This is a genomic window from Pedomonas mirosovicensis (genome assembly GCF_022569295.1).
Lineage (GTDB): Bacteria > Pseudomonadota > Alphaproteobacteria > Sphingomonadales > Sphingomonadaceae > Pedomonas > Pedomonas mirosovicensis.
This window is the reverse complement of sequence record NZ_JAKFIA010000001.1, coordinates 465,784-489,052: the sequence shown is the minus strand read 5'-3', so window position 1 is coordinate 489,052 and position 23,269 is coordinate 465,784. Positions and strand designations below refer to the sequence as shown.

Here is a 23,269-nt window from a genome sequence, read left to right as displayed (position 1 = left end):
TTGAGGAGAGATCTTGATGTTCACCTCGTTGTCCGAGCAGTCGACACCCGCCGAGTTGTCGATGAAGTCGGCGTTGATGCGCCCGCCCTTGCGGGCAAAGGCAATGCGCGCCGCCTGGGTGAAGCCGAGGTTGGCGCCTTCGCCCACCACCTTCACGCGCAGCTCCTCCGCGTCGATCCGCACCGGATCGTTGGCCTTGTCGCCCGCGGCCGAATGGGGCTCGGCGGCTGCCTTCACGTAGGTGCCGATGCCGCCCATCCACAGGAGGTCCGCCTCCATCTTGAGGACGGCGCGGATCAGCTCGATCGGCGAGACGCTGGCCGCCTCGATGCTCAGCATGGCCCGGATTTCCGGGCTGAGGTCGATGGACTTGGCCGTGCGCGGGAAGACGCCGCCGCCCTGGGAGATGAGCGCCGGGTCGTAGTCCTCCCACGACGAGCGCGGCAGGTTGAACAGGCGCTGGCGCTCAACGAAGCTCTTCTCCGGGTCCGGGTTGGGATCGAGGAAGATGTGGCGATGGTCGAACGCCGCCACCAGCTTGATCGCCCGGCTGAGCAGCATGCCGTTGCCGAACACGTCGCCCGACATGTCGCCGACGCCGATGACGCGCACCGGATCGGTCGCCACGTTGATGCCCATTTCGCGGAAGTGGCGCTCGACGGAGATCCACCCGCCCTTGGCGGTGATGCCCATGGCCTTGTGGTCGTAGCCGTGGCTGCCGCCCGAGGCGAAGGCATCGCCCAGCCAGTGGCCGCGCTCGAGCGAAATGGCGTTGGCGATGTCGGAGAAGGTGGCCGTGCCCTTGTCGGCCGCGACCACCAGATAGGGGTCGTCCTCATCGTGGCGCACCACCCGCGGCGGCGGCACCACCTCGCCTTCCACCAGGTTGTCCGTCACCGTCAGCAGCGAGCGGATGAAGATCTGGTAGGAGGCCTTGCCCTCGGCCAGCCAGGCCTCGCGGTCGGAGGCGGGAGGCAGCTGCTTCGCATAGAAGCCGCCCTTGGCGCCCACCGGCACGATGACCGCGTTCTTGACCATCTGCGCCTTCAAGAGGCTCAACACCTCGGTGCGGAAGTCGTCGCGCCGATCGGACCAGCGCAGGCCGCCACGCGCCACCTTGCCGCCGCGCAGGTGAATGCCCTCGACGCGCGGGCTGTAGACGAAAATCTCGCGGAACGGCACCGGCAGCGGCAGGCCCGGCACCTGGGAGGAGTTGATCTTGAATGCCAGCGCCTCGCGCTCCGCCTGGTAGGCGTTGGTGCGAACCGTAGCCAGAATGACCGAGCGGTAGAGCCGGAGGATGCGATCATCCGCCAGCGCCTCGACGGTTGCCAGTTCCTCGCCCACGCGGGTGAGGACGGACTCCTCCAGCTTCGCATCGGCCCGGTCGGGGTCGAAGCGGGCAGCGAACAGATCAGCCAGCCCCGCCGTCAGCTTCGGATAGGCGATGAGCGCCGCCTGCACCGTATCCTGGCCGTAGGGCAGGCCGATCTGGCGCATGTAGCGGAAGTAGGCGCGGAACAAGCCGGCCTGCTCAACCGACAGATTCACCTTGATGACGAGGGCGTTGAAGCCATCGTCCTCCTGCTCGCCGCCGAGGATGGCGCGCAGCGCCGGCTCCAGCGTCGGCTTCAGCCAATCGAGATCGAGCGGCTGGCCGTGGGGATCCTCCAGCAGGAAGTCGTGAATCCAGCCCAGCCGGCCTTCGGCCAGATCGAACGGATACTCCTCGATCACCTTCAGCCCCAGATGCTCCAGCACCGGCACGCACTCGGACAACGGAATGATCTGGCCGAGCCGGAAGATCTTGAGGCGAATCTGATGCGCCAAGTCCTCGCTGCGGCGGTAGATGAGCACATCGCGGTCGCTCTCGTCGCGCAGGGCAATGAGCCGCTCGATGTCGGTGGCGGCCTCCGCAGGCGAATACTGGGCGCGGTAGGACGCGGAGAGCATCCGGCCGTGGCTGAGGCGCAGACGGGCAGCACGGGCGGCGCCGAGGGTTTCGGCCAGCGCCGTTTCCAGCTGGTCGTCCCAGCCCAGCACCAGCGCGCGCAGGCGGCGGTCCAGCTCGGCCTCGTCCACCTGCGGCACGGAGCCGGGGGTGGTGCCGAGGATGAAGTGGATGCGCGCCACCGGATCATCCCGCAGCTCCACCGAGAACAGGGAGACCCGCGCCTTGAAGGCGGTAGAGAGCATCCGCCCCACGGTGACGCGAATATCGCTGCGGTAGAGGTCGCGCGGGATGCAGGTGAGAACCGACACGTAGCGCTCGAACCGGTCGCGGCGCAGGAACAGCTTGGGCCGGGGCCGGTCGATGAGCGAGAGCAAGCCGAGCGCCATTTCCGTCAGCTGCTCGGGGTCGATCTGGAGCATCTCGTCGCGCGGGAAGTTCTCCAGCACGTGCAGCAGCGCCTTGCCGGCGTGGCCGCGCGGATCGAACCCGCAGGCATCCACCACCTTGTCCACCTTGCGGCGGAGCAACGGAATGTTGCGTGGGCTGGTGGCGTAGGACGACGAGGTGAACAGGCCGATGAAGCGGTGTTCGCCCACCACCCGGCCATCCTTGAAGGCCTTCACGCCCACGTAGTCCATGTGCACCCGGCGGTGCACGGTGGACAGGGCGTTGGACTTGGTGATGAGCAGCGGCTCGGGCGTCGCCAGGAAATAGCGCAGCTGCGGCGAGACGGCAGTGAAGCCCTCGGGGCCGCGCCACACCCGGAAGTTGGGGTCGCGCAGGTAGCCAAGGCCCAGCTCCGACTCGGGCTCCAGCGTCTCGTCGCTAAGATCGCCCTCGTAGCTGTAGTAGCGGTAGCCGAGGAAGGTGAAGTTGTCCTTCGCCAGCCATTCGAGGAAAGCGAGGGCCTCGGCCTGCTCGCCCGCGTTCACCGGCGGGGGATCGTTCCGCAGGCCGTCCGTCGCGGTCTTGAGCGCGCCGACCATGGGCTTCCAGTCTTCCACGACCGCGCGCACGTCGCCCAGCACGCCTTCCAGGTCCGCCAGCAGGTCCTGGCGCGCCTTGGCGCTGATGCGCTCCAGCTCGATATAGATGACCGACTCGCGCACCAGGCCATCGGCCGGGGCCGGCCCCTGGCGGGGGCCGATGGTCTCGAGCCGCGTGCCGTCCTCATCGCGGCGAACGTCGAGCACCGGGTGAATGACGCGATCAACCGTCAGGCCGCGCGCCGCCAGAATGGCCGCCACCGAGTCGACCAGGAAGGGCATGTCGTCGTTGACGATGCACAGGATGGTGCGCCGCGAGCCGGGCGCATCCGTGTCCATCTTCAGCGACTCCAGCCGGATATCCGGCCGGCCGGGCATGCGGACCTTGGCCGCTTCCCAGGCAAACTCGGCGATTTCCGCCATGTCCGCCGCATCGAGCCCACGCAGCTCCTCAGGCAAGGCATCCCGGAAGAATGCGCTGGTAAACCTCTGCAAATCCGCCTTTGCTTCGCCTTCTACTCCCAAGTGCGAAACCACTTCCTCCGCATGTTCCTGCGCGAGGCCCAAAACTGACATGATTCGGTTCCCTCATGCTTTTGCGCGGGTTAGGCCCGAAGGGACCGCCAGCGCCTTACATTATAAGGACAAAACCTAGGCCAACGAACAGCAGGTGTCAGCCCATGCTGGCGATTTTCGGCCTCTGATTGCCGATGTGAAGCGCCGTTCCGGTCGATTTTCACCCCGGTCTGACGATTTTGGGCAACACATCCATGCAAGCCTGCGGATCGGTTCCGCCCGCCACGGCTGTACCAACGCCCGAGGCGGCAACCATGGCCCCGGCTTTCGGCCTTGCGCCCGGCAGCCCGCTGCCTGGCCGTGTTCAACCGTTGGATGGACGGGAGAACGGCCCGCCCCTCCAAAGCCGACCAGGCGAATTCTGCTCCGGCAAAAGCACGCCAGATACGACGAATGGAGTAGTTTGATTAAAAATGCGCCTTACTGCGACTTACAGAGCCAACACGATCATTATGATCAAAGTGAAACTTGGCCTGAAATTCATTGCCGGTCCGGAAATTTCTTCTGAACCATTCTATTCATCCGTCGTTCATCACAGGGTGATAGCACTGATAGCGTAACGATGACTGGCTCGGCAGACCGCCGGATTGTCCAGAAGGAGTTGATTGCTATCAGCTAACTCTTGCGGACATCTCTGGCCCAGGGGGGTATATGAACTACATGAGCGTTTTGCCTATGATCGACGACGGGCACCCGATCGAACCCGCCCTTGAAACCATGGCTCGTGAGACTGCGCCTGCGGGTCCGCAGAAAAGTCTCGTCGCCCTGGCCGTCCTGCTGGAGCAGACCGTGCGGCTGATCTACCCGGAGCGATCACCCCAGGCCATGCATCCGGGCCAGTGGGCAGCGCTGCGCTATCTGGCGCGGGCCAACCGGGAAGCGGCCACCGTGGCGGGGCTCGCGCGCTATCTCGGCGTGACCCTGGCCCCCGCGTCGCGCGCCGTCTCCGCGCTCATCCGCAAAGGCTTCGTGAAGGGCGAGCCCGACAGCCGCGACCGGCGCATCGTGCGCCTGTCGCTGACGCCCGAGGGCGAGCAGCTGATCCAGCAGGATCCAATCCTGCGCCTGGCGGAAATCATCGGCGAACTGCCGGCGGAACGGCAGCATGGCCTGACCGTTGTTCTGGAGCATGTTTTTGAGCGGCTGGGTCAGAAGAAGGGTCAGCACAAGGCGACCAATCCGTTCGTGATCCACTCCTGATCCGCGCGTTTTTTCTCGTTTTCTCAGGCCCTGCCGCTGCCGCGCCGCCACGTGACGGAGAGCGGCGCGGGCAGCGGCCGCCGGAGGCGCGCAGGAACCGGTAGACCGGCCCGACCCTTGAGGGCCGGTCTACGCCAGCCTCGCCCGATCCGGACTGCGGGAGCTAGGCGGTGCGAATCCTTTTGGCAGAAGACCTGGAGTCGGCGCGGGCAGCGATGAAGCTGGTCCTTGAATCCGCCGGGCATGACGTGGTGTGCGTCGAGAACGGCGCGGAGGCCATCGAGCACAGCGAGCAGGAAACGTTCGATGTGGCGGTGCTCGACATCTGGATGCCGCGGCTCAGCGGCATTGACGTGCTGAAGGCACTGAGAAACCTTCGCCGGCCGATGCCGGTGATTTTGATCTCTGGCGGCGGCCCCGGCGCAAGCCTGGAGCAGGCGACCGCACTGGGGGACATCTACGGCGCGGCCGCCGTGCTCTACAAGCCGGTCGACGATAAGGAACTGCTGGCAGCGATCAGCGACGCGGTGGAGACAGCGTAAGGGCGGGCCACCGCCCGTCCGCGCGCCCGCTTATCTCCCGCCGTCCTTCAGCAGCGGCGCAATTTTCTCGATTTCATTGGTCAGGATGCCGCCCGCATAGCCTTCGGGCAGGCGGGCAACGGCTTTAGCCGAGTCGATGCCGGAGGAGAAGCCGCCGCCATGGTAGGGCCCCAGCACGAAGACCGTGCTTCCGGCGGCCTCCATGCGGGCAAGAAAGCGGTTCGGCCAGCCCCACAGCCACGGCGCGACATTGATGGGCACGTAGACGACCATCCGCTCGCAGGCCTTGGGCGCAAGGCCGGTCCAGCCGTAGGCCATGTAGCGGATGAGGCAGGCCTTGATCGAGGCGCGCGACAGGGTTTTGACATCAACGAGCCGCCGCACCTCGGCGACCGGCCTGTCCCCGCCATAGACCATGAGCCGGTGGCGCTGCACGGGCGAGAGGCGCTTGAGAGCTGCCGCCAGCAGGCGACCTTCCTCCGGGTCGTTGCTCTTGATGTTGATGAGGAACGCGCGATCGGGAAATGTCCCGAGCACCTCGTCCAGCGAAGGCATGAGGCCGACGCCCTTGCCGCGGAACGGAAAGGTGCGCCCGCCATCCGCCGTGTAGCCGTAGCCGATATCGAGCGCCTTCAACTCCGCCAGCGTGCGCTCGCGGGTGACGCCATGGCCGTTGGTGCGGCAATCGAGCGTCCAGTCGTGGAATACGGCGAAATGGCCATCCCGTGTCGGGTGAATGTCCAGCTCCACCACGTCCGCCCCGGCATCGAAGCCCGCCCGCATGGAGGGAATGGTGTTCTCCAGAAAGCCATGGGTGGGCGGCAGCATACGCGTGGCGGTGCAGGTGTCGTTAGTCAGCCCCTCGGTCTCGAACCGCTGGGCGATGCCGCGATGGGCCAGCAGCACCGGCTGGCCGGACATGCCGGGGGCAAGCAGCGCCGTGTTGTTGAGAAAGATAAATATCACCAGCAGGGTCAACGCGATCAGCAGCTTGCGCCAGAACTTCCGCATGTCGTCTCCCCCGGTTACTCGCCCCTCAGCAGGGCTCGGGCCCCATACGGCGCTAGTGTTACGCACCCAACCACAGCGTCACGATAGAAAAGTGAGACGGTGTGGCGGCAACAGAGGCGATGTCACGCCGCCCGCGGCCCGAACAGGATGATGGCGGCCCCGAGAAGCGCCACGGCGGAGCCAATCAGGTCCCAGCGATCGGGTGGCTGGCGCTCCACCACCCACAGCCACAGGATGGAGGCGGTGATATAGACGCCGCCATAGGCCGCATAGGCGCGCCCGGCGAAATCCGCCTCGACGCGGGTGAGCGCAAAGGCGAAGAAGGCGAGGCTGGCCATGCCGGGGATGAGCCACCACGCGGACCTGCCCAGGCGCACCCAGGCCCAGAAGGCGAAGCACCCGCCGATTTCCCCTAATGCCGCAATGATATACCAGCCGATGGCGGCCATGTGCGTCTCTATGAAAAAGCAACCGCGTGACTGACAGGCCTACAGCCCCTGTACTGACCCGACAACACCCTTTGCCAGCCGCCCTGGGCGCTGCGGTTGCACCGCCAGGATACGCCGGGATAGACTGCCGCCTTTTGTAGCGTTGCAGAAGGAAGCAGCCATGATGAGCAGGAACAGCCCGGACGAGATCATCCTGTCCGAAGGTGAGGCGCTTGGCCTCGCCCGCGATTTCCTGACCGCGCATGGCTTGTCGGCGGCGCAGGCGGAAGCCGTGGCCAGCGCCCTGTGCGCGGCGCAGCGCGACGGCTGTGCGTCCCACGGCTTGCAGCGGCTGCCCGGCACGCTGGACACCATGGCGCATCCCGCCTTCAATCGTATGGCCGACCCCCGGCCGGAGGCGGTGACGCCCGCCGTCACCCGCGTCGATGCGGACTATGGCTTCTCCATCCTTGCGGCGGAGCGCGGCCTGCCGTCCCTCGTTGCCAATGCCCGGCGGCTGGGCGTTGCCATTTTGGCCGTGAACAACGGCTTTCATTCAACCGCGCTGTGGCCGGTCGTCGAGAAGATCGCCACCCATGGCCTTGCGGCGCTTTCGATGAATCCGACGCACGACTGGGTGGCACCAAGCGGCGGCACGAAGGGAACGCTCGGCACCAACCCCATCGCCTTCGCCTGGCCGCGCGCAGGGCACCCACCCTATGTGTTCGATTTCGCCACCAGCGCGGCGGCGCGGGCCGATATCGCGCTCCACCGGCAGCGGGGCCAGGAAATTCCGGCCGGGTGGGGTCTCGACCCGCAAGGGCGACCGAGCACCGACCCCGCCGCGGTTCTGGCCGGGGCCATGCTGCCCTTCGGCGGCCACAAGGGCTCGGCGCTCGCAACCATGATCGAGCTGCTGGCGGGCCCCTTCATCGGCGACAGGACCAGCCGCCAATCGGCGGCGTTCGATAAGGGCGCCAAGGCCGCTCCCTGCCACGGGGAGCTGATCCTTGCCTTCAATCCCGATCTTTTCCAGTTTGATTCGGCGCAGCCCGATCTTGAAGGAACGCCCCAAGACGCTGCCGAGGATCTCTTCTCCAGAATCACGCAGCAGGGCGCGCGGTTGCCCGGTGATCGCCGCTATGCCGCGCGGGCTGCCGCCGCGCAGCACGGCATCCGGGTGCCGAAGGCGCTTTACGAGCGCATCCTGCGCCTGTTTCCGCAACAGGAATGAGGGAAGCAAGGGGAGCGGCAGGAGCCTGAAACGAAAAAACGCCCCGAAGGGCGTCTTTCATCCTGCTGTTTTCTCTTAGAGAAAACTGGAGCGGGCGAAGGGATTCGAACCCTCGACCCCAACCTTGGCAAGGTTGTGCTCTACCCCTGAGCTACGCCCGCTCGGCGTTGTCGCTGCGGTGTGTCGCGTCGACGGGCGGGCTGATACTATGCCGGATCACACCGCGCAAGGGCAAAGATGACATTTCTTGTGATTGATGATGAAAAAGCTGAGCTGGAGGCTCGGGTGTTCGGTCGGCTGGACCGGCTCGGCATCCCCCACCGCACCGTGCGCCACCCGCCCGCGCATACGGTGGAGGAGGCGAGAAGGTTGCGCGGGGACCTGGCCGGGGGCCATGCTAAGAACCTGTTTTTAAAATCGAAACGGGACGAATATGTGCTCGCCGTGGCGCAGGAGGACGCGCCCGTTGATGTGCAGGCGCTCGCTAGGGCGTGCGGGGTAGGGCGGTTGAGCTTCGCCCGGCCGGAGCGGGTGTTCGAGTGGCTGGGCGTGTGGCCCGGCGCGGTGACGCCCTTCGCGCTTGTGAACGCGCAGCAGCATCCGAATCGGAACCGGCTGCGAATCGTTGTGGACCAGACGCTGCTGGACCACGAGACCGTCTGGTTTCACCCGCTGCACAACGCGGCGACGACCGGCATTTCCTCCGCCGGGCTCGTGCGTTTCATCGAGGACTGCGGCTGGGCACCGGTGGCGCACCGGTTCGCCTGAGCCGCAAGGCCAAACGCGCGTTAGACGCGAACGCGGCTTGGATTTTGCCGTGACAATCGTCACATAAGGCGTGAACAAGGACCGGACAGATTTCTGGGAGGCGACCCTTATGGCTTTGGAATCGATCAATGCGCCGTCACCTCTGGTCGCGGAAGCCACGGCGGAGACCTTCCGCGAACTGGTGATCGATGCCTCGATGCAGGCGCTGGTGCTGGTTGATTTCTGGGCCGAGTGGTGCGGGCCGTGCAAGAGCCTCACCCCGCTCTTGGAAAAGCTGGTGGCCGACTATCAGGGCCGGGTGCGGCTGGTGAAGATCGACGTGGACAAGAACCAGATGCTGGCCGGCCAGTTTCGGGTGCAGTCCATCCCCACGGTCTATGCCTTCGGCGGCGGCCGGCCGCTCGATGGCTTCATGGGCGCGCTGCCGGAGAGCCAGCTGCGCGCCTTCATCGACCGTCTGCTTCAGGCGATGGGCGGCGAGGATCTGGCCCACGCCGATGGCGGGGAGGACATGGCGGCGCTGCTGGAAGCCGCCGAGACCGCCGCGCTGAATGGCGACCATGCCTCCGCCGAGACGCTCTTTGGCGACATCCTCGACATCGAGCCGGAGAACCTGCAGGCGCTCACCGGCCTGGCCCGCGCCCGCTGCGCCGCCGGGGACCTGCCGGGCGCGAAGGCGCTGCTGGAGCGCATCCCAGAGGAAAGCGCCAACGACCCCGCAGTGGTGCGCGCCCGCGCCACCGTGGCGCTGGCGGCGGAGGCAAAGCCGGTGGCGGACTTGGACTCCTTACGCGCCCACGTGGAGGCAAACCCGAACGACCATGAGAAGCGCTACGAGCTGGCCGGCGGCCTGATGGCCGTGGGCGACCAGGAGGGCGCAGCGGATCAGCTGCTAGAGATCATCCAGCGCGACCGGAACTGGAACGGCGGCGAGGCCAAGGCCCGTCTCCTTCGCATGTTCGACGCCATCGGCCTGGAAAACCCGTTCACCAAGGCTACCCGCCGGCGGCTTTCATCCGTTCTCTTTTCCTGACATCCAGCCGGGGAGCAGGCAGGCGATGGCTGCAGCAAAGGCCCTTTCAGGCGAGGCGGAAGCGCTGCCAGGCGTGATCCCCGTGTTTCCGCTGCCGGGGGCGCTGCTGCTGCCGCGCGCCTACCTGCCGCTGCACATCTTCGAGCCGCGCTATCTGGCGATGGTGCGAGATGCGATGAAGAACGGGAAATACATCGGCATGGTGCAGCCCCACGGCCTGCAGGACGACGGGCGGCCAAGGCTGTTCTCGGTGGGGTGCCTCGGGCGTATCTCCCAGTTCGAGGAGACCAAGGACGGCCGCTTCCTCATCAGCCTGAAAGGCGTCAGCCGCTTCCGCATCGTCTCTGAACTGCAGGTGGATACGCCCTACCGGCAGGTAGAGGCGGACTATACCCTCTATGCCGATGACCGGATTCCGCCCGCCCCACTGCCTTCCGTCTTGCGCGCCCAGCTGCTCGATCAGCTGGGGCAATATCTGGAAGCGCGTACCCTGAAGGCGGACTGGGATTCGATCCACGGCGCCGACGACGAAATGCTGGTAAGCGCCATCTGCATGCTCTGCCCGTTCACCGAAGCGGAGAAGCAGGCGCTGCTGGAGGCCGCATCGCTGACGGAAAGGGCGGAAGCCGCCATTCTTCTGATGCGCTTTGCCGGAGAGGACACCGGCTCAACCGATGCGAGACACTGATGAGCGAGACCGACACCAAGACCCTCGACCCGCGCCTCCTGGAAATTCTGGTATGCCCGCTGACCAAGGGGCCGCTGGAATACGACCGGGACGCCAATGAACTGATCAGCCGCTCGGCCGGGCTGGCCTATCCCATCCGCAACGGCATCCCCATCATGCTGGTGGACGAAGCCCGCCAGATCGAGGCAAAGCCATGACCGGCGACCCCTGGCCCACGGACCTGACCTACAAGCGCAGCACGCGGTTGCTCACGATTACCTTCGACACGGGCGAAGCCTTCGACCTGCCCGCCGAACTGCTGCGGGTGGAAAGCCCCTCCGCCGAGGTGCAGGGCCATGGCCCCGGCCAGAAGCAGATCGTCTCCGGCAAGGCGGATGTGGAAATCGAACGCATCGAGCCGGTGGGTCGCTATGCGGTGCGGATCGTCTTCAACGACGGACACAACAGCGGCCTCTACACCTGGAATTACCTCCACAAGCTGGGCCGCGAGAAGGACAAGGTGTGGTCCGATTACCTCGCCGCCCTGTCCGCACGCGGCCTCAGCCGCACGCGGTAGGGGTTCGAGAGGGCTCCTTGGGAATTTTTGCAGAGGCGGACCCTCTGCAAACAAGTCTTCCAACTCAAGCCCGTTCGCCCAGCAGCAGCTTGGGCAGCTTGCCGGTTGCGCCCATGGCTTCGCGCATGAAGAAGCCCTTCAGCGGCGGGATACGGTTGACGAGGCCCATGCCAAGGCGGCGGGCCATGGTGACGGTCTTGAGATCGTTGGAGAACAGGCGCACCAGCCCATCCATCACGGCGGCAGACATCACGTTGTCCGGCCGCCGCCACTGCTGGTAGCGGGTGAGCACGTCGGGCGAGCCGAGGTCGAGCCCGATCCGGGCGGATTCGATCAGCACCTGGGTGAAGGCGGCCACATCGCGCAGGCCCATGTTGAGGCCTTGCCCCGCGATGGGGTGGATGCCGTGGGCGGCGTCGCCGATGAGGGCGAAGCGGTCATCGACGTAGCGCTCGGCATGGATGAAGCCGAGAGGGTAGGACCAGCGCGGCGCGGCCAGTTGCAGCTCGCCCAGAAAATCGCCGAAGCGATGCTTCACCTCGGCAAGGAAGGCGCGATCGCCGAGCTGCATGAGGGCCGGGCCGTCCTTCTCGGAGACGGTCCAGACGATGGAGGAGCGGTTGTGCTGCAACGGCAGGATGGCGAAGGGGCCGTTGGGCAGGAAGCGCTCGTGCGCCACATCGCCATGGGGTTTTTCGTGGGCAACGGTCGTCACGATGCCGTGCTGGCGATAGGACCAGCTGGCGGTGCGGATGCCCACTTCGGCGCGCAGGCGGGAGCGGCGGCCTTCCGCCGACACCAGCAGCGGCGCGGTGATCTTCACGCCGCTGGCCAGTACGGCCTCGACGCGGCTGTTGCTGCGGGTCCATGAAACCAGCTGATCCGGCGCGAACAGGCGGATGCCTTTGCTCGCCCGGTAGGCATCCATCAGCCCCACGCGCAGGCGGCGGTTCTCGAACATGTAGCCCAGCGGCTCGTCGCCGATGGCGGCGCTGTCGAACTGGAGGAACCGGGGCGAGTCGCCGTCCGTCACCATGATCTTGGCGATCGGCTGGGCGACATCGGCAAGGTGCGGCCAGACGCCGATGGCCTGGAACATCTTGGACGAGGCGTTGGCGATGGCCGAGGCGCGGCCATCAAACCCGGCTTCCAGCGTCGCGCCCAAGTCGGCAGCGTCCACCACCGCCACCTCCAGCCCGTGGGCGGAGAGCGCCAGCGCCAGGGTCATCCCCACAAGGCCGCCGCCAATGATGATCGCGTCGACCGAAACTGCCTTCTGCGCGTCCGCCATGAGCCTGTCCTTTACGTCCTGCGGCACCGGTGTGCCTGCCGCCTTATGCCCCGGCGGCGCGGGATTTTCCACCGGCAAGGCCAACGCCTCCCATATGCGCGAGAACACAAAGGGACCGCCATGGCTTGTTCGCGCTCCGGCAAACGGTTTATCGTGTACCAGGCCGCGCTTACTTGACGGTGGCCGGGCCTTCCGGCTCATAAGCGCGTGAGAAGAACAGATGCGATTCCGGCAAAGACCGGCGAACCATCGGCTAAAGGCAGGACAAGGTATCAAAGCAGTGGCACGTGCGCGCTTCCTCAAGTTGCCCGGCTCCCTCACCGAACGGTTGAGCGCGGCCAGCGAACCGGTTCTGCGCCTGGGCGGCGGCGTGGGGCTGGGTCTGCTCGGCCTGTGCCTCCTGACCGCGCTGCTCAGCTACGACCCGGCAGACCCATCGCTCAACAACGCAACCGCCGCGGCGCCCAACAACTGGCTGGGCACCATGGGAGCCTCGCTGGCGGACCTGGCTTACCAGATCTTCGGGCTGGGCATCTGGTTCGTCGTCATTCCCGTGCTGTGCTGGGCCTTCCGGGCGCTGCGCCGCCTGCCGCTGGTCAATCTGCGCCGCTCGGTCATCCTCGCGTTCTGCGGGGCCATCGTGCTCAGTCTCGCCTGCGGCTGGGTGCCCGCCTGGCCCACCTGGCCGGTGGATGCGGGCGTGGGGGGCGTCGTGGGCTATCTCGGCGTCAAGGGCATCACCGCGCTCATGGGCCTGTGGGGCTGGCAGCCGCTGGGCTGGGCCTTCTGCGTGCCACTGCTCATCATCGGCCTGGTGCTGTTCGCCTTCAGCCTGGGGCTGGAGGGCAGCGACTGGGGACGGCTCAAGGCCTTGTTCCAGCGCCGCGAGCGCTACGTGCCGCCCTACGAGCTGGAAGAAGAGGAGCCCAAGCCCCAGAGCATCAAGCGCGAGGTGCGTGTTGCGCCGGAGTTCACCGTGCCGGCGCAGGAAGAACCCGCGCCCGCCCGCCTGCGCGACCGCGTGAAGCCACCGAAGGAGAAGGCGGCGCCGATCGAGAAGGCCACCCGCCAGGGCGACCTCAAGCTGGGCGACAAGTACGAATCCCCCTCGCTCGAGCTGCTGGCCCCGGTCGTGAAATCGGACAGCAAGGGCTTCGACCGCTCGGCGCTGGAGCAGAACGCGCGGCTGCTGGAATCGGTGCTCGATGACTATGGCGTCAAAGGCCAGATCATCCAGGTGCGCCCCGGCCCGGTCGTCACCATGTACGAGCTGGAGCCCGCGCCCGGCATCAAGTCCTCCCGCGTCATCGGTTTGGCGGACGATATCGCCCGCTCCATGAGCGCCATTTCGGCCCGCGTCGCCGTGGTGCCGGGGCGCAACGTCATCGGCATCGAACTGCCGAACGCCAAGCGCGACACGGTTTACCTGCGCGAACTCCTGATGTCGGAGTCGTTCACAACCGACAAGAAGACCCTGCCCATGGTGCTGGGCAAGGACATCGCGGGCGACGCGGTGGTGGCGGACCTTGCGCCCATGCCGCACCTCCTGATCGCGGGCACCACCGGTTCGGGCAAGTCGGTCGGCCTCAACGCCATGATCGTCTCGCTGCTCTACCGCATGGGGCCGGACCGCCTGCGTTTCATCATGATCGACCCCAAGATGCTGGAGTTGTCGGTCTACGATGGCATTCCGCATCTGCTCGCCCCGGTCGTCACCGAGCCGAAGAAGGCCATCGCGGCGCTGAAGTGGGCCGTGCGCGAGATGGACGACCGCTATCGCAAGATGGCCAGCGTCAACGCCCGCTCGCTGGCCGGCTTCAACGAGAAGGTGATGGAGAGCAAGGCGCGCGGCCAGTCCCTCGTGCGGCGCGTCCACACCGGCTACGACCGCGAGAGCGGCCAGCCGATCTACGAGGAGCAGACCTTCGATTTCGACCCGCTGCCGCTCATCATCGTGGTGGTGGACGAGCTGGCCGACCTGATGATGGTGGCGGGCAAGGAAGTGGAAATCCTCATCCAGCGCTTGGCGCAGAAGGCGCGCGCGGCGGGCATCCACCTCATCATGGCGACGCAGCGGCCGTCGGTCGATGTCATCACCGGCGTCATCAAGGCCAACCTGCCGACTCGCATCTCCTTCTCCGTCACCTCCAAGATCGACAGCCGCACCATCCTCGGCGAGCAGGGCGCGGAGCAGCTGCTGGGCAAGGGCGACATGCTTTACATGGCCGGCGGCAAGCAGATCATCCGCGTCCACGGCCCGTTCGTCACCGAGGAAGAGGTGGAGCGCGTCGCAGACCACTGGCGCAGCCAGGGCATGCCGGATTACGTGGAAGCCGTGACCGAGGAGCCGGAGGAGAGCGAGGACGGCAGCTTTGACGCCGAAGGCGGCGAGGACGGCGGCGAGGGCGACATGTACCGCCGCGCCGTGCAGATCGTGGCGGAATCGCAAAAGGCCTCCACCAGCTACCTGCAACGGCAGCTGCGGATCGGCTATAACAGCGCTGCCCGCCTCATCGAGCGCATGGAGAAGGAGGGCCTTGTGGGCCAGCCGGACCATGTGGGCCGCCGGGAGGTTTTCCTCGACCGCGACGGCACCCGGCTGTAACGGGAGGCCGAAGGTTCGGTTCAGCCGCAGTTCAGGCGGCAACGGCCAGTTGAGACAGGCCATCCGTGGAGATTTCAACGATGCGTTTTTTGATCGCCCCGCTTCTGTGCCTCGCCACCCTTGGTGCGGCCGCAGCCCCGGCGGCGGCGCAGATCGGCCCGGCAGCGACGGCGCAGAGCTCGTCCGCCGCCCTTGCCCAGATTGAGAGCCACCTGCGGCAGGTGAAAAGCCTGCAGGCGGACTTCACCCAGACCGCCGATACCGGAGCCGTGGCCAAGGGCAAGATGATCCTGGCCAAGCCGGGCAAGGTGCGGTTCGACTTCGGCAAGGATTCGCCGCTGCTCATCGTCTCCAACGGCAGCGTGCTGTCGATGGTGGACTACGATGTCGCCCAGGTGACCCGCTGGCCGGTGAAGGAGACGCCGCTCGCCCTGCTGCTGGACGACAAGGTGTCGCTGAAGGGCCGGGCCACGGTGCTGCCGCCGAGCGAAACGCCGGAAGGCTTCATCGCCATCGAGGGGCGCGACCCCAAGCACCCCGAATACGGCACCATCACCCTGTTCTTCCAGAAGACGCCCAAGGGCCCCGCAGGCGTGATGCTGATGGGCTGGCGCGTTCTGGACGGCCAGGGCCGTACCACATTGGTTCAACTGGCCAACCAGAAACTCAATGAACAGGTTTCCGACAGCGCTTTTCGCTTCAAGGATCCGCGCGGCTTGCGGACCTCCAGGCCCGGCCGGACTCGCTGAGAGACCAACCGTGCCGGAATGGCGTCTAGCCGCGTTGACCAGCGAAAAAGTTGGGACCTGCCGTGGTTGAAAAGCCAGGGGGGCAATCCTATTTTGGATGTGGCAGCGGCACACTTCTCGTCGGGATTTGCCCCCTGTTGCCCGACCCTGTCGCTGCTTGCGTGACGAGCGCAGTCCGGACCCCGCCTCCTGCCCCCGAGGCGGGGTCCTTCTCGTTTAAAGAGCTTCTTGGGACCTGTCTTGCGCGCATCGTCGCGGCGGTGGGTTGGGCTTATCCGGCGGGGCAGCGTAGCAGGAGCTGCTTTCGAGCAGGACAAAGGCCCCGCGGCAGGCAAGTGCGACCAATAATGAGTTTGAGCCACGATCTGTTGCAAACAGATCGAAAATGGCTCTAGTACAACCACAAATGTCAGTTACTCTTCGCATCGCATCCTGGAACATCAACTCCGTCCGCGCGCGGCTGGACCTTGTGGCCCGCTTCCTCAACGAATACGCGCCCGACGTGCTGTGCCTCCAGGAAACCAAGGCCACGAACGGGGACTTCCCGGCCGCCTTCTTCGCCGAGCTTGGCTATACCCACATGCAGTTGCGCGGGCAGCGCATGCATCATGGCGTCGCCATCCTCTCGCGCGTCGAACTGGCGGAGGCAGGCAGCCACGACTGGCAGGGCAACGATGAAGCCCGCCATGTGGGAGCCCAGCTCCCCGGCGGCATCCGGCTGGAGAACGTCTACATCCCGGCCGGCGGCGACATTCCCGACGCCAAGCTCAATCCCAAGTTCGGCCAGAAGCTGGACTTCTACGACCGCATGACCCGCTGGTCGGAAAAGCTGAAGCAGCCGACCATCCTCTTGGGCGATTTCAATATCGCCCCGCTGCCTTGCGACGTGTGGAACCACAAGCATATGCTGAAGGTGGTGAGCCACACGCCGATGGAGGTGGAGAAGATGGAGCAGCTTCGGCAAAGCCACGGCTGGGTGGACCTGGGCCGCGTCGCCATCCCCGCGCCGGAGCGGCAGTTCACCTGGTGGAGCTACCGCGCCAAGGACTGGCGGGAGAGCGACCGGGGTCTCAGGCTCGACCACATCTGGCTCTCGCCGGAGCTGGCCGAAACCCATGTGGACTATCAGGTGCTGGAAGACATCCGGGGCTGGGACAAGCCTTCGGACCACGCGCCGCTGCTTGCGAGCTTCAGCTGGTGACGGAAAGCGCGCTCCTGACGGTCGACCGGGCCATCGACGATCTGCGCCGGGGCCGCCCCGTCGTGGTGACGGATGGCATGAGCCGGGTGGCCGCCATGGCGCTGGATCTTGCCACCGACGACAGCATCACCGCCTTCGAGAGCAACGCGGGCAGCCGCGCTCACCTGCTCATCAGCGGACGGCGCGCGCAGGTGCTCAAGATCACCAGCGATGCCCGCGCCGCCGGGCATCAGGTGGTGATGATCGAGCGCGAGCCGCGTGCCGACCTCGGCTTCCTCCTCTCCGTCGCCGACCCGGTGGAGGATCTGGCCGTGCCCCTCAAGGGCCCGTTCCGTCCCCTGGCCCTTGGCGCGCATGAAGCCGCCGCGCAGGCCGCCATCGAACTGGCGAAGAACGCCCGCCTGCTGCCCTCTTGCCTGATCGTGACGGATCCTTCCGCACAGCCGGACTGGCTGGAGGTGCGGGCCGAGACCATCATGGGCTATGCGGAAGCCCGCGCCGCCCGCCTCAAGATCGTGGCGCAGGCCAAGGTGCCCTTGGCGGATGCGGAGAGCGCCCGCATCGTCGCCTTCCGGGCGGACGACGGCGCGCTGGAGCACCTCGCCATTATCATCGGCGAGCCCAACCGGCACGCGCCAGTGCTCTCCCGCCTGCACTCCGAGTGCTTCACCGGGGACCTGCTCGCCTCCCTCAAGTGCGATTGCGGCCCGCAGCTGCGCGGCGCGCTCAAGGCGATTTCAGAGCATGGCTCGGGTGTTCTCCTCTATCTCGCGCAGGAGGGGCGGGGCATCGGCCTCATCAACAAGCTGCGCGCCTATGCCCTGCAGGATCAGGGCTTCGACACGGTGGACGCCAACCACCGCCTCGGCTTCGAGACGGACGAGCGCGCCTTCTGGCCCGCCGCGCGCATGTTGACGCTCTTGGGCTTCACCTCCGTGCGGTTGATGACCAACAACCCGCAGAAGGTGGCGGGGCTGGAGGCGTGCGGCATCCGGGTGGCCGAGCGGGTGCCGCATCAGTTCCCCGCCAACCCGCACAACGCGGGCTACTTGAAGACGAAGCAACAAAGAACTGGGCATTTGCTGTAGGGCATCGTTTCGCTAAAAGAGGGCAACATCTGCCGGGCGACAAGGGCGCCCTGTGGATAACGCCTTGGAATCCCTGATTTCTGTCTTTTGGCATGGCTTTTGCTGATCTCCTTGCGGAGGAGACTGCCATGCCCAGCAGCACCAACATCGACTTTCTGTTGCCGAACATGCGCCAAGGCCCCACCGCAGCCATGCGGGTGGAGGCAAACGCGCAGCGCGAGAAGACGTCCTTGTTCGGCGAGGCGCTGGATACGATCAATCCGCTCCAGCACGTACCGGGCGTGAGCCAGGCCTACCGGGCCGTCACCAAGGACAAGATTTCCGAAGGCGCGAAGTTCGCGGGCCACGTGGGGCTGGGCGCGGCAGTGGCCGGCCCGGTCGGCGCCGCCATCGGCGCAGGCGTCTATCTGGTCGAGAGCCTGTTCGGCGCGATCTTCGGCGGCGGCAAGAAAGACAGCGAGCTGGTGCAGGCCCAGAACGTCAAGCAGGGCCCCACGGCGCTGACGGGCGATCAGGCCATCCACGCCGGGGTGATGCGCCCGCGCGGCGCGGGTATCCCCATGCAGGCGCTGGCGCAAGCGCAGGCAAAACCACTGCTGCCAGAGGCCCGCGCAGCCGATCCCGCACCGGCTTCTGCCAAGCCTGTCACCTCTGCCGCTGCGCCCTCGCTGGGCTCTGCTCCCGTGGACATGAGTTCAGACCAGTTCGCTGCCCTGATGGCCGCCTTCGGCAGCAGCGCCCCGGCCCCGACATCGACGGCGAAACGCGAAAACGATGATCGCCAGCCGCAAGGCGCGACTGCGGTCAGCGGCGCGGACTTCGCCGCTCGCATGGCCGCCAACCTCGACAAGCTGGACGCCCTGAAGCGCAACCAGGCGGGCCAGTAAACGAGGCGCACCCCGAGCCTGTGGTCATGCGGGCAGGCGCGCGATAAGATTGGCGTTCCAGCTTACAAGGAAGGCACTCGCCCGCCATGGCCGACCGTCTGATCGTGGAAACCGCCACCGGCGTGCTGCGCTGGGGCAAGCAGTCCACCCCTTGCGCCATCGGCAAGGGCGGCGCAAAGCCGGAGGCCGACAAGCGAGAGGGGGACGGCGCAACCCCGCTCGGCAGCTATGCCTTGCGCTGGGTCTATTTCCGCCCGGACCGGGTGCCGCCGCCCGCCACTGCGCTCCCCATTCGCGGCCTCTGCCGCCAGGACGGCTGGTGCGACGATCCCCAAAGCCCCGCCTACAACCGCCCGGTCGTCCTGCCGTGCGACGCCAGCGCCGAGGCCCTGTGGCGCGAGGACGGGCTCTACGACCTTATCGTTGTGCTCGGCCACAACGACGCGCCCGCCCGAGCCGGGCTGGGCAGCGCTATCTTCCTCCACTGCTGCAAGTACGATGACACGGGCGCGATGAAACCCACCCTCGGCTGCGTCGCCGTGCCGCGTGAAACACTGGCCGGTATCCTGAAAGCCTGCACGCCGCAGACGGTGATCGAGATAGTGGGGTAGCTTCGCTGTTCTTGCAGAGGGTCTTGGACCCTCTGCACTCCCATTCATTTTATCGGCCGCGTCTGTGTTTGCTGTCGTGCCTGATGGAGTTGAGTTCTTCAGGGCCGCGTCATCCGTGCGCGCTTTCAACAGGTGCGGCCCAATCCACCCCAACAGAGACAAGGCCGCACCGGTTATCCCGTACACGGCCCTGAAAACGAACGGGGTGCAGGGGCCTGCGACCCCTGCGAAAATTCCAAAATTCAGCGCCCGCCGAACAGGGCGGTGCCCACGCGGATCTCGGTTGCGCCGAGCGTGATGGCCGTCTCGAAATCGCCGGACATGCCCATGGAGAGGCGGGGCAGGCCATGGCGCTTGGCGAGCTTGGAAAGAAGGGCGAAGTAGGGCGCGGGCTCCCTCTCGGCCGGAGGCACGCACATGAGGCCAACGACCGGCAGGCCGAGCGCCTGCGCTTCATCGAGCAGCGCGGGCAGGGCCTCGATGGCGATGCCGCCCTTCTGCTCCTCCTGCCCGATGTTGACCTGCACGTAGCAGGAGGGCCGACGCCCAAGCTTGGCCATGACCTTGGCGAGCGCCTGGGCGAGGGACGAGCGGTCGAGGCTGTGGATGACATCGAACAGCGCGACCGCATCTTCCGCCTTGTTGGATTGAAGCTGGCCGACGAGGTGCAGTTCGATATCCGGGTAAGCCTCCCTCAAGGCGGGCCACTTGCCCTGCGCTTCCTGCACCCGGTTTTCCCCGAACAGGCGCTGGCCCGCTTGCAGCAGCGGCTCGATCGCCTCCGGTCCGAAGGTCTTGGAGACGGCGATGAGGCGCGTGTCCTCCGGCTTGCGGTCGGCAAGGCGCGCGGCCTTCGCCATCCGGTCGCGGATATCGTGGAGCCGCCGGGCGGCATCGAGAAGGGGCGTGTCTGTGGTGTTCATGGCCTTGCGGTGTATAGAGTAGGAATCGTGAGCCGCCAATGACTTCCAGACCCAACACCTTTCCCCGCCGATGGTTCTTCACCGACAGCCGGTTGGGCGATGCGGTGTGGGCTGTGATCGCGCGGCTGCCGAACGATGTGGGGGTGATCGTGCGGGTGCCAAGCCCCAAGCGCGACGCCGCCTTGGCGCGGCGGCTTGTTGCTGCCTGCAGCAGACGTGGCCTCATCGTGCTGATGGCCGGGCCCGTGACCCTGGCGCAGCGGCTGGGGGCCCATGGCGCACACCTGCCCGAGCGAGAAGCGCGCCGAGGCCGCAACCTGCGCCCGAAAGCCGGATTTTACCTCACCGCTGCCGCCCATTCCCGCCCCGCGCTCGTCCGCGCTGAACGGCTGGGGGTGGACGGAGTGTTCCTTTCCCCCGTCTTTCCCACCCGCAGCCACCCGACCGCCCGCACGCTGGGCCCCGCGCGCTTCGGCCTGCTGACACGAGGGGTAAACGTTCCCGTGCTGGCGCTGGGCGGGATGACGCCCGCCACCCTGAAACGCCTTGCTCCCTTGCAACCCTATGGCTGGGGCGCGATCGACGCTTGGCTCGACAATGATGAGGGACCGGAATGATAAAGACCCGGTGAGGATTTAATTAAAGCGAACCAAAAGCAGTATTAATATAAATAGATCAGTAAATAATTTTTGTAGAAATTAATCTGCAATATTTAACTTCAGAATATATTCATTTCACTTAAATTTTTCGTTGAAAGGGGCGCCGCAATTTGCCAACATACATTCAGCGCCAACTTGTATAAGTCGATTTAATTTTTTATTGAATTTACGCAAGCATACACATTTACTTTAATTCTTCCTTCGGGCGGACGGGCATATTTATTGATGCCCATGGGCTGCTCCCAGAAAAACAACCCGCGTGTAAGTCGTTTTCCGCAGAAAATCAATCATCCTAGCCAAGGTGATTACCGCAGTAGCGCTGACACCGTAATCGGCAGATCAAGTTGTAAATGCTTAGATATCAATATCCGTAGTCAAAGTTATTCATAGAAACATTACAAAACTAGCCAATTCCCAAGCCACACCTGGATAAAAAGGGAGGAGAACTGCAAACAGAAGATGCATAGACCTCATGGCATCATTGCAGCCGATAAAAAACAGCATATTCAACAATGGTGAAGCAATGAAAGTTAACACCAATAAGAAAGCAACAAATATTACAATAACTATATTTATTTCTATTATAATATGGGTGCCAAACGAACGACCCATACCATACCCTGTATTTGACTGCCCAGCCAAACATAGCAGTCTTAATCAGTTGGAGCCGAAAGAGCGAGGCGACCCCGAAACGCCAAGCCAAATGCCACAGAACCGTATGTGACAGTCGCCGTGCAGCTGGCGGGCAAACGGAACACAGCGCAAGCTAGGTAACACGTTCATTCTAAAGGGGGCGGCACAGGGCTCGGGAAAGCGAGTGCCGTCCCCCCTTAAGACACAGGAAATGGGCTAAAAAATCAGAACTTCAGGTTGGTGCCGACGTAAACCGAGCCGCTAGCCTGATCGGTATCGCGGGCGCGCAGCTCTTCACGCGGTGAGACGACCTGATACTTGATGCCGCCGGTCAGGCTGAGGCGTGGCGTGAGCAGGTAAGCGCCGCCCAGTTCCACGCTATAGCTCTTATCCAGCCCAAGCGGAGCAACGGACTTGTCATCGCCATAGCGCTCGCCGGCCACCTGCAGGGTCGTCTTCCAGTCCTTGCCCCGGTAGGACAGGCCCAGGTCCACCCCTTCACTGCCATGCAGGCGGGCATCATCCAGGCGGGAGTAACCGGCCTCGACCGAGAAGCCGCGATAGCCTACCGACAGGCCGACGTTGTAGCCGGAGACATCGACGCTGTTGGCCGCCGTCTTGTCCGCGTCGCGGTCAGCAAGGTTGAGCGTGCGGGTGGTTACGCCAATGCTAAGCGCCTTGCGGTCGTTCACCTTGCCGGACGGCGTGAACAGGAAGGTCCGCTCCGAAGCCTTGGCCTTGCCGTTGGGGCGCAGCGGCGCCACCACCGAACGGGCGGATTGCTTGGTTTCCAGCAAAGACGGCGTCAGCCCCCTGGCTCTGGGCGCTGAGGGTGGTGGCGGAGCCTTCGCGGAAGTAAAGATAACCGGAGTCGGAGTCGGCGTTTTGACGCGCGGACTCGGCAGCCGCAGCCGGAATGGCCGCTACTGCGAGAGTTACCGTCAAAATGCGCGCGAACGCCGTCATCGTCCCTGTTATCCTTTTTTATTCATATGCCTGGAGATACGCTTCGTTTCCAGTAATTCCTCCGCCTCTCCCAGCCCTCCAGGGCGGAATGGGGCAGCACTGTGGCGACGAATCCACAAACCTTTCGGCTGATCGGCGCGACGGGCCTTGGCCCCGCGCTGCGCCCATGTCTATAAGGGGTGCGAGTTTCGCGGGGACCGGGGTTCCCGAGTCGAATGGGGAAACACTATGAAATTGGTCGTGCGGATTGCCTTGGGTTTGGGTACGGCGCTCGGTCTGGCGGCGTGCGGCGGCGGAGATCATCCAACCCCCGCGAAGTTGCCGCCCGCAAAAGTGACGACGCTCGGCATCAACACCTATCTGTGGCGCGCCGCGCTGGATGTGCTGTCGTTCATGCCGACGACGCAGGTGGACGCCAACAGCGGCGTTATCCTGACCGACTGGAAGGTGAACCCCAAGGTCCCCAATGAACGCTTCAAGCTCTCAGCTTATGTGCTGGACCGCGACCTGCGCGCCGATGCCATCAAGGTGGCGGTGCAGCGCCAGGTGCAGCAGAACGGCGCGTGGGTGGATGCTCCGGTTCAGGCCGGCACCGTGCAGAAGCTTGAAGACGCTATTCTCACCCGCGCCCGGCAGATCCGGCAGGGTTCGGTCGGCGTCGAGTAACCATCGTACAGAAC

The 23,269-nt window shown here is 65.3% G+C and carries 21 protein-coding genes, 1 tRNA gene and 1 pseudogene; 16 read left to right on the top strand and 7 right to left on the bottom strand.

Features of this window, described 5'->3' with window-relative positions:
- Positions 1 to 69 precede the first annotated feature (69 nt).
- A pseudogene (locus L0C21_RS02325) lies at positions 70 to 3,516 on the bottom strand (NAD-glutamate dehydrogenase); the annotation flags it as partial.
- A gap of 660 nt (positions 3,517 to 4,176) precedes the next feature.
- Here L0C21_RS02325 and L0C21_RS02320 point away from each other — a divergent pair.
- Positions 4,177 to 4,716 (top strand): MarR family winged helix-turn-helix transcriptional regulator, encoded by a 540-nt coding sequence (locus L0C21_RS02320; protein ID WP_259276832.1) that lies wholly within the window; start codon positions 4,177 to 4,179, stop codon positions 4,714 to 4,716.
- 170 nt (positions 4,717 to 4,886) lie between these two features.
- Entirely contained in the window at positions 4,887 to 5,258 is a 372-nt protein-coding gene (locus L0C21_RS02315; RefSeq protein ID WP_259276831.1) for a response regulator, read from the top strand.
- 30 nt (positions 5,259 to 5,288) lie between these two features.
- Here L0C21_RS02315 and L0C21_RS02310 read toward each other — a convergent pair whose 3' ends face one another.
- Both L0C21_RS02310 and L0C21_RS02305 read right to left on the bottom strand, forming a co-directional pair.
- Complete coding sequence (locus L0C21_RS02310) at positions 5,289 to 6,269, bottom strand: glycerophosphodiester phosphodiesterase family protein (protein WP_259276830.1); 981 nt, start codon at positions 6,267 to 6,269, stop codon at positions 5,289 to 5,291.
- A gap of 122 nt (positions 6,270 to 6,391) precedes the next feature.
- Complete coding sequence (locus L0C21_RS02305; RefSeq protein WP_259276829.1) at positions 6,392 to 6,718, bottom strand: YnfA family protein; 327 nt, start codon at positions 6,716 to 6,718, stop codon at positions 6,392 to 6,394.
- Positions 6,719 to 6,878: 160 nt separating this feature from the next.
- Between L0C21_RS02305 and L0C21_RS02300 the strand changes: the two genes are divergently transcribed.
- Positions 6,879 to 7,931, top strand: a complete 1,053-nt coding sequence (locus L0C21_RS02300) for an Ldh family oxidoreductase (protein ID WP_259276828.1) — start codon at positions 6,879 to 6,881, stop codon at positions 7,929 to 7,931.
- An 86-nt stretch (positions 7,932 to 8,017) separates the two neighbouring features.
- Here the strand turns inward: L0C21_RS02300 and L0C21_RS02295 are convergent.
- Positions 8,018 to 8,092: transfer RNA gene (locus L0C21_RS02295), tRNA-Gly, on the bottom strand.
- Positions 8,093 to 8,168: 76 nt separating this feature from the next.
- On the opposite strand from L0C21_RS02295, the gene L0C21_RS02290 reads away from it, so the two are divergent.
- The 5 genes from L0C21_RS02290 (at position 8,169) to L0C21_RS02270 (ending at position 10,976) form a co-directional block, all read left to right on the top strand.
- Positions 8,169 to 8,699, top strand: a complete 531-nt coding sequence (locus tag L0C21_RS02290; protein WP_259276827.1) for a prolyl-tRNA synthetase associated domain-containing protein — start codon at positions 8,169 to 8,171, stop codon at positions 8,697 to 8,699.
- A gap of 109 nt (positions 8,700 to 8,808) precedes the next feature.
- Positions 8,809 to 9,732 (top strand): thioredoxin, encoded by a 924-nt coding sequence (trxA, locus tag L0C21_RS02285; protein ID WP_259276826.1) that lies wholly within the window; start codon positions 8,809 to 8,811, stop codon positions 9,730 to 9,732.
- Between the two features lie 25 nt (positions 9,733 to 9,757).
- Positions 9,758 to 10,420 carry an LON peptidase substrate-binding domain-containing protein gene (locus tag L0C21_RS02280; RefSeq protein ID WP_259276825.1) on the top strand — a complete coding sequence of 221 codons (663 nt, stop codon included), beginning with the start codon at positions 9,758 to 9,760 and terminating at the stop codon, positions 10,418 to 10,420.
- Positions 10,420 to 10,617, top strand: a complete 198-nt coding sequence (locus L0C21_RS02275; RefSeq protein ID WP_259276824.1) for a Trm112 family protein — start codon at positions 10,420 to 10,422, stop codon at positions 10,615 to 10,617. The genes L0C21_RS02280 and L0C21_RS02275 overlap by 1 nt, the downstream gene beginning before the upstream one ends.
- Complete coding sequence (locus L0C21_RS02270; RefSeq protein WP_259276823.1) at positions 10,614 to 10,976, top strand: gamma-butyrobetaine hydroxylase family protein; 363 nt, start codon at positions 10,614 to 10,616, stop codon at positions 10,974 to 10,976. Before L0C21_RS02275 ends, L0C21_RS02270 begins: the two co-directional genes overlap by 4 nt.
- A gap of 64 nt (positions 10,977 to 11,040) precedes the next feature.
- On the opposite strand, the gene L0C21_RS02265 is transcribed toward L0C21_RS02270, so the two are convergent.
- On the bottom strand, positions 11,041 to 12,375 hold the full coding sequence (locus L0C21_RS02265; protein WP_310593346.1) for a UbiH/UbiF/VisC/COQ6 family ubiquinone biosynthesis hydroxylase: 1,335 nt from the start codon (positions 12,373 to 12,375) through the stop codon (positions 11,041 to 11,043).
- 163 nt (positions 12,376 to 12,538) lie between these two features.
- Here L0C21_RS02265 and L0C21_RS02260 point away from each other — a divergent pair, with 163 nt between their 5' ends.
- From L0C21_RS02260 to L0C21_RS02235, 6 genes are all read left to right on the top strand, one after another.
- Positions 12,539 to 14,872, top strand: a complete 2,334-nt coding sequence (locus tag L0C21_RS02260) for an FtsK/SpoIIIE family DNA translocase (RefSeq protein WP_374940240.1) — start codon at positions 12,539 to 12,541, stop codon at positions 14,870 to 14,872.
- An 80-nt stretch (positions 14,873 to 14,952) separates the two neighbouring features.
- Positions 14,953 to 15,621: a LolA family protein gene (locus L0C21_RS02255; RefSeq protein WP_259276822.1), complete on the top strand. Its 669-nt coding sequence runs from the start codon at positions 14,953 to 14,955 to the stop codon at positions 15,619 to 15,621.
- Between the two features lie 406 nt (positions 15,622 to 16,027).
- Positions 16,028 to 16,822, top strand: coding sequence for an exodeoxyribonuclease III (gene xth / locus L0C21_RS02250; protein WP_259276821.1), 795 nt, complete (start codon positions 16,028 to 16,030; stop codon positions 16,820 to 16,822).
- Positions 16,819 to 17,910 (top strand): GTP cyclohydrolase II, encoded by a 1,092-nt coding sequence (ribA, locus tag L0C21_RS02245; protein ID WP_259276820.1) that lies wholly within the window; start codon positions 16,819 to 16,821, stop codon positions 17,908 to 17,910. Before xth ends, ribA begins: the two co-directional genes overlap by 4 nt.
- A 128-nt stretch (positions 17,911 to 18,038) precedes the next feature.
- Positions 18,039 to 18,797 (top strand): hypothetical protein, encoded by a 759-nt coding sequence (locus L0C21_RS02240; protein ID WP_259276819.1) that lies wholly within the window; start codon positions 18,039 to 18,041, stop codon positions 18,795 to 18,797.
- 86 nt (positions 18,798 to 18,883) lie between these two features.
- The gene (locus L0C21_RS02235) at positions 18,884 to 19,408 is read left to right on the top strand and encodes a L,D-transpeptidase family protein (protein ID WP_259276818.1); all 525 of its coding nucleotides are present in this window, start codon (positions 18,884 to 18,886) and stop codon (positions 19,406 to 19,408) included.
- A gap of 242 nt (positions 19,409 to 19,650) precedes the next feature.
- Here the strand turns inward: L0C21_RS02235 and L0C21_RS02230 are convergent, their stop codons facing one another.
- Positions 19,651 to 20,331 carry a YggS family pyridoxal phosphate-dependent enzyme gene (locus L0C21_RS02230; protein ID WP_259276817.1) on the bottom strand — a complete coding sequence of 227 codons (681 nt, stop codon included), beginning with the start codon at positions 20,329 to 20,331 and terminating at the stop codon, positions 19,651 to 19,653.
- A 38-nt stretch (positions 20,332 to 20,369) separates the two neighbouring features.
- Here L0C21_RS02230 and L0C21_RS02225 point away from each other — a divergent pair, with 38 nt between their 5' ends.
- The gene (locus L0C21_RS02225) at positions 20,370 to 20,948 is read left to right on the top strand and encodes a thiamine phosphate synthase (RefSeq protein WP_259276816.1); all 579 of its coding nucleotides are present in this window, start codon (positions 20,370 to 20,372) and stop codon (positions 20,946 to 20,948) included.
- A gap of 899 nt (positions 20,949 to 21,847) precedes the next feature.
- On the opposite strand, the gene L0C21_RS02220 is transcribed toward L0C21_RS02225, so the two are convergent.
- The gene (locus L0C21_RS02220; RefSeq protein ID WP_259276815.1) at positions 21,848 to 22,420 is read right to left on the bottom strand and encodes a porin; all 573 of its coding nucleotides are present in this window, start codon (positions 22,418 to 22,420) and stop codon (positions 21,848 to 21,850) included.
- 397 nt (positions 22,421 to 22,817) lie between these two features.
- On the opposite strand from L0C21_RS02220, the gene L0C21_RS02215 reads away from it, so the two are divergent.
- Complete coding sequence (locus tag L0C21_RS02215) at positions 22,818 to 23,255, top strand: DUF3576 domain-containing protein (RefSeq protein ID WP_259276814.1); 438 nt, start codon at positions 22,818 to 22,820, stop codon at positions 23,253 to 23,255.
- Positions 23,256 to 23,269 lie beyond the last annotated feature (14 nt).

Excerpts from the sequence above, each read along its gene's own strand:
- L0C21_RS02320 (WP_259276832.1), top strand. The coding sequence starts at position 4,177 with ATGAGCGTTTTGCCTATGATCGACGACGGGCACCCGATCGAACCCGCC.
- L0C21_RS02310 (WP_259276830.1), bottom strand. The coding sequence starts at position 6,269 with ATGCGGAAGTTCTGGCGCAAGCTGCTGATCGCGTTGACCCTGCTGGTG.
- L0C21_RS02305 (WP_259276829.1), bottom strand. The coding sequence starts at position 6,718 with ATGGCCGCCATCGGCTGGTATATCATTGCGGCATTAGGGGAAATCGGC.
- L0C21_RS02300 (WP_259276828.1), top strand. The coding sequence starts at position 6,879 with ATGATGAGCAGGAACAGCCCGGACGAGATCATCCTGTCCGAAGGTGAG.
- L0C21_RS02290 (WP_259276827.1), top strand. The coding sequence starts at position 8,169 with ATGACATTTCTTGTGATTGATGATGAAAAAGCTGAGCTGGAGGCTCGG.
- trxA (WP_259276826.1), top strand. The coding sequence starts at position 8,809 with ATGGCTTTGGAATCGATCAATGCGCCGTCACCTCTGGTCGCGGAAGCC.
- L0C21_RS02280 (WP_259276825.1), top strand. The coding sequence starts at position 9,758 with ATGGCTGCAGCAAAGGCCCTTTCAGGCGAGGCGGAAGCGCTGCCAGGC.
- L0C21_RS02275 (WP_259276824.1), top strand. The coding sequence starts at position 10,420 with ATGAGCGAGACCGACACCAAGACCCTCGACCCGCGCCTCCTGGAAATT.
- L0C21_RS02270 (WP_259276823.1), top strand. The coding sequence starts at position 10,614 with ATGACCGGCGACCCCTGGCCCACGGACCTGACCTACAAGCGCAGCACG.
- L0C21_RS02255 (WP_259276822.1), top strand. The coding sequence starts at position 14,953 with ATGCGTTTTTTGATCGCCCCGCTTCTGTGCCTCGCCACCCTTGGTGCG.
- xth (WP_259276821.1), top strand. The coding sequence starts at position 16,028 with ATGTCAGTTACTCTTCGCATCGCATCCTGGAACATCAACTCCGTCCGC.
- L0C21_RS02240 (WP_259276819.1), top strand. The coding sequence starts at position 18,039 with ATGCCCAGCAGCACCAACATCGACTTTCTGTTGCCGAACATGCGCCAA.
- L0C21_RS02235 (WP_259276818.1), top strand. The coding sequence starts at position 18,884 with ATGGCCGACCGTCTGATCGTGGAAACCGCCACCGGCGTGCTGCGCTGG.
- L0C21_RS02230 (WP_259276817.1), bottom strand. The coding sequence starts at position 20,331 with ATGAACACCACAGACACGCCCCTTCTCGATGCCGCCCGGCGGCTCCAC.
- L0C21_RS02225 (WP_259276816.1), top strand. The coding sequence starts at position 20,370 with ATGACTTCCAGACCCAACACCTTTCCCCGCCGATGGTTCTTCACCGAC.
- L0C21_RS02215 (WP_259276814.1), top strand. The coding sequence starts at position 22,818 with ATGAAATTGGTCGTGCGGATTGCCTTGGGTTTGGGTACGGCGCTCGGT.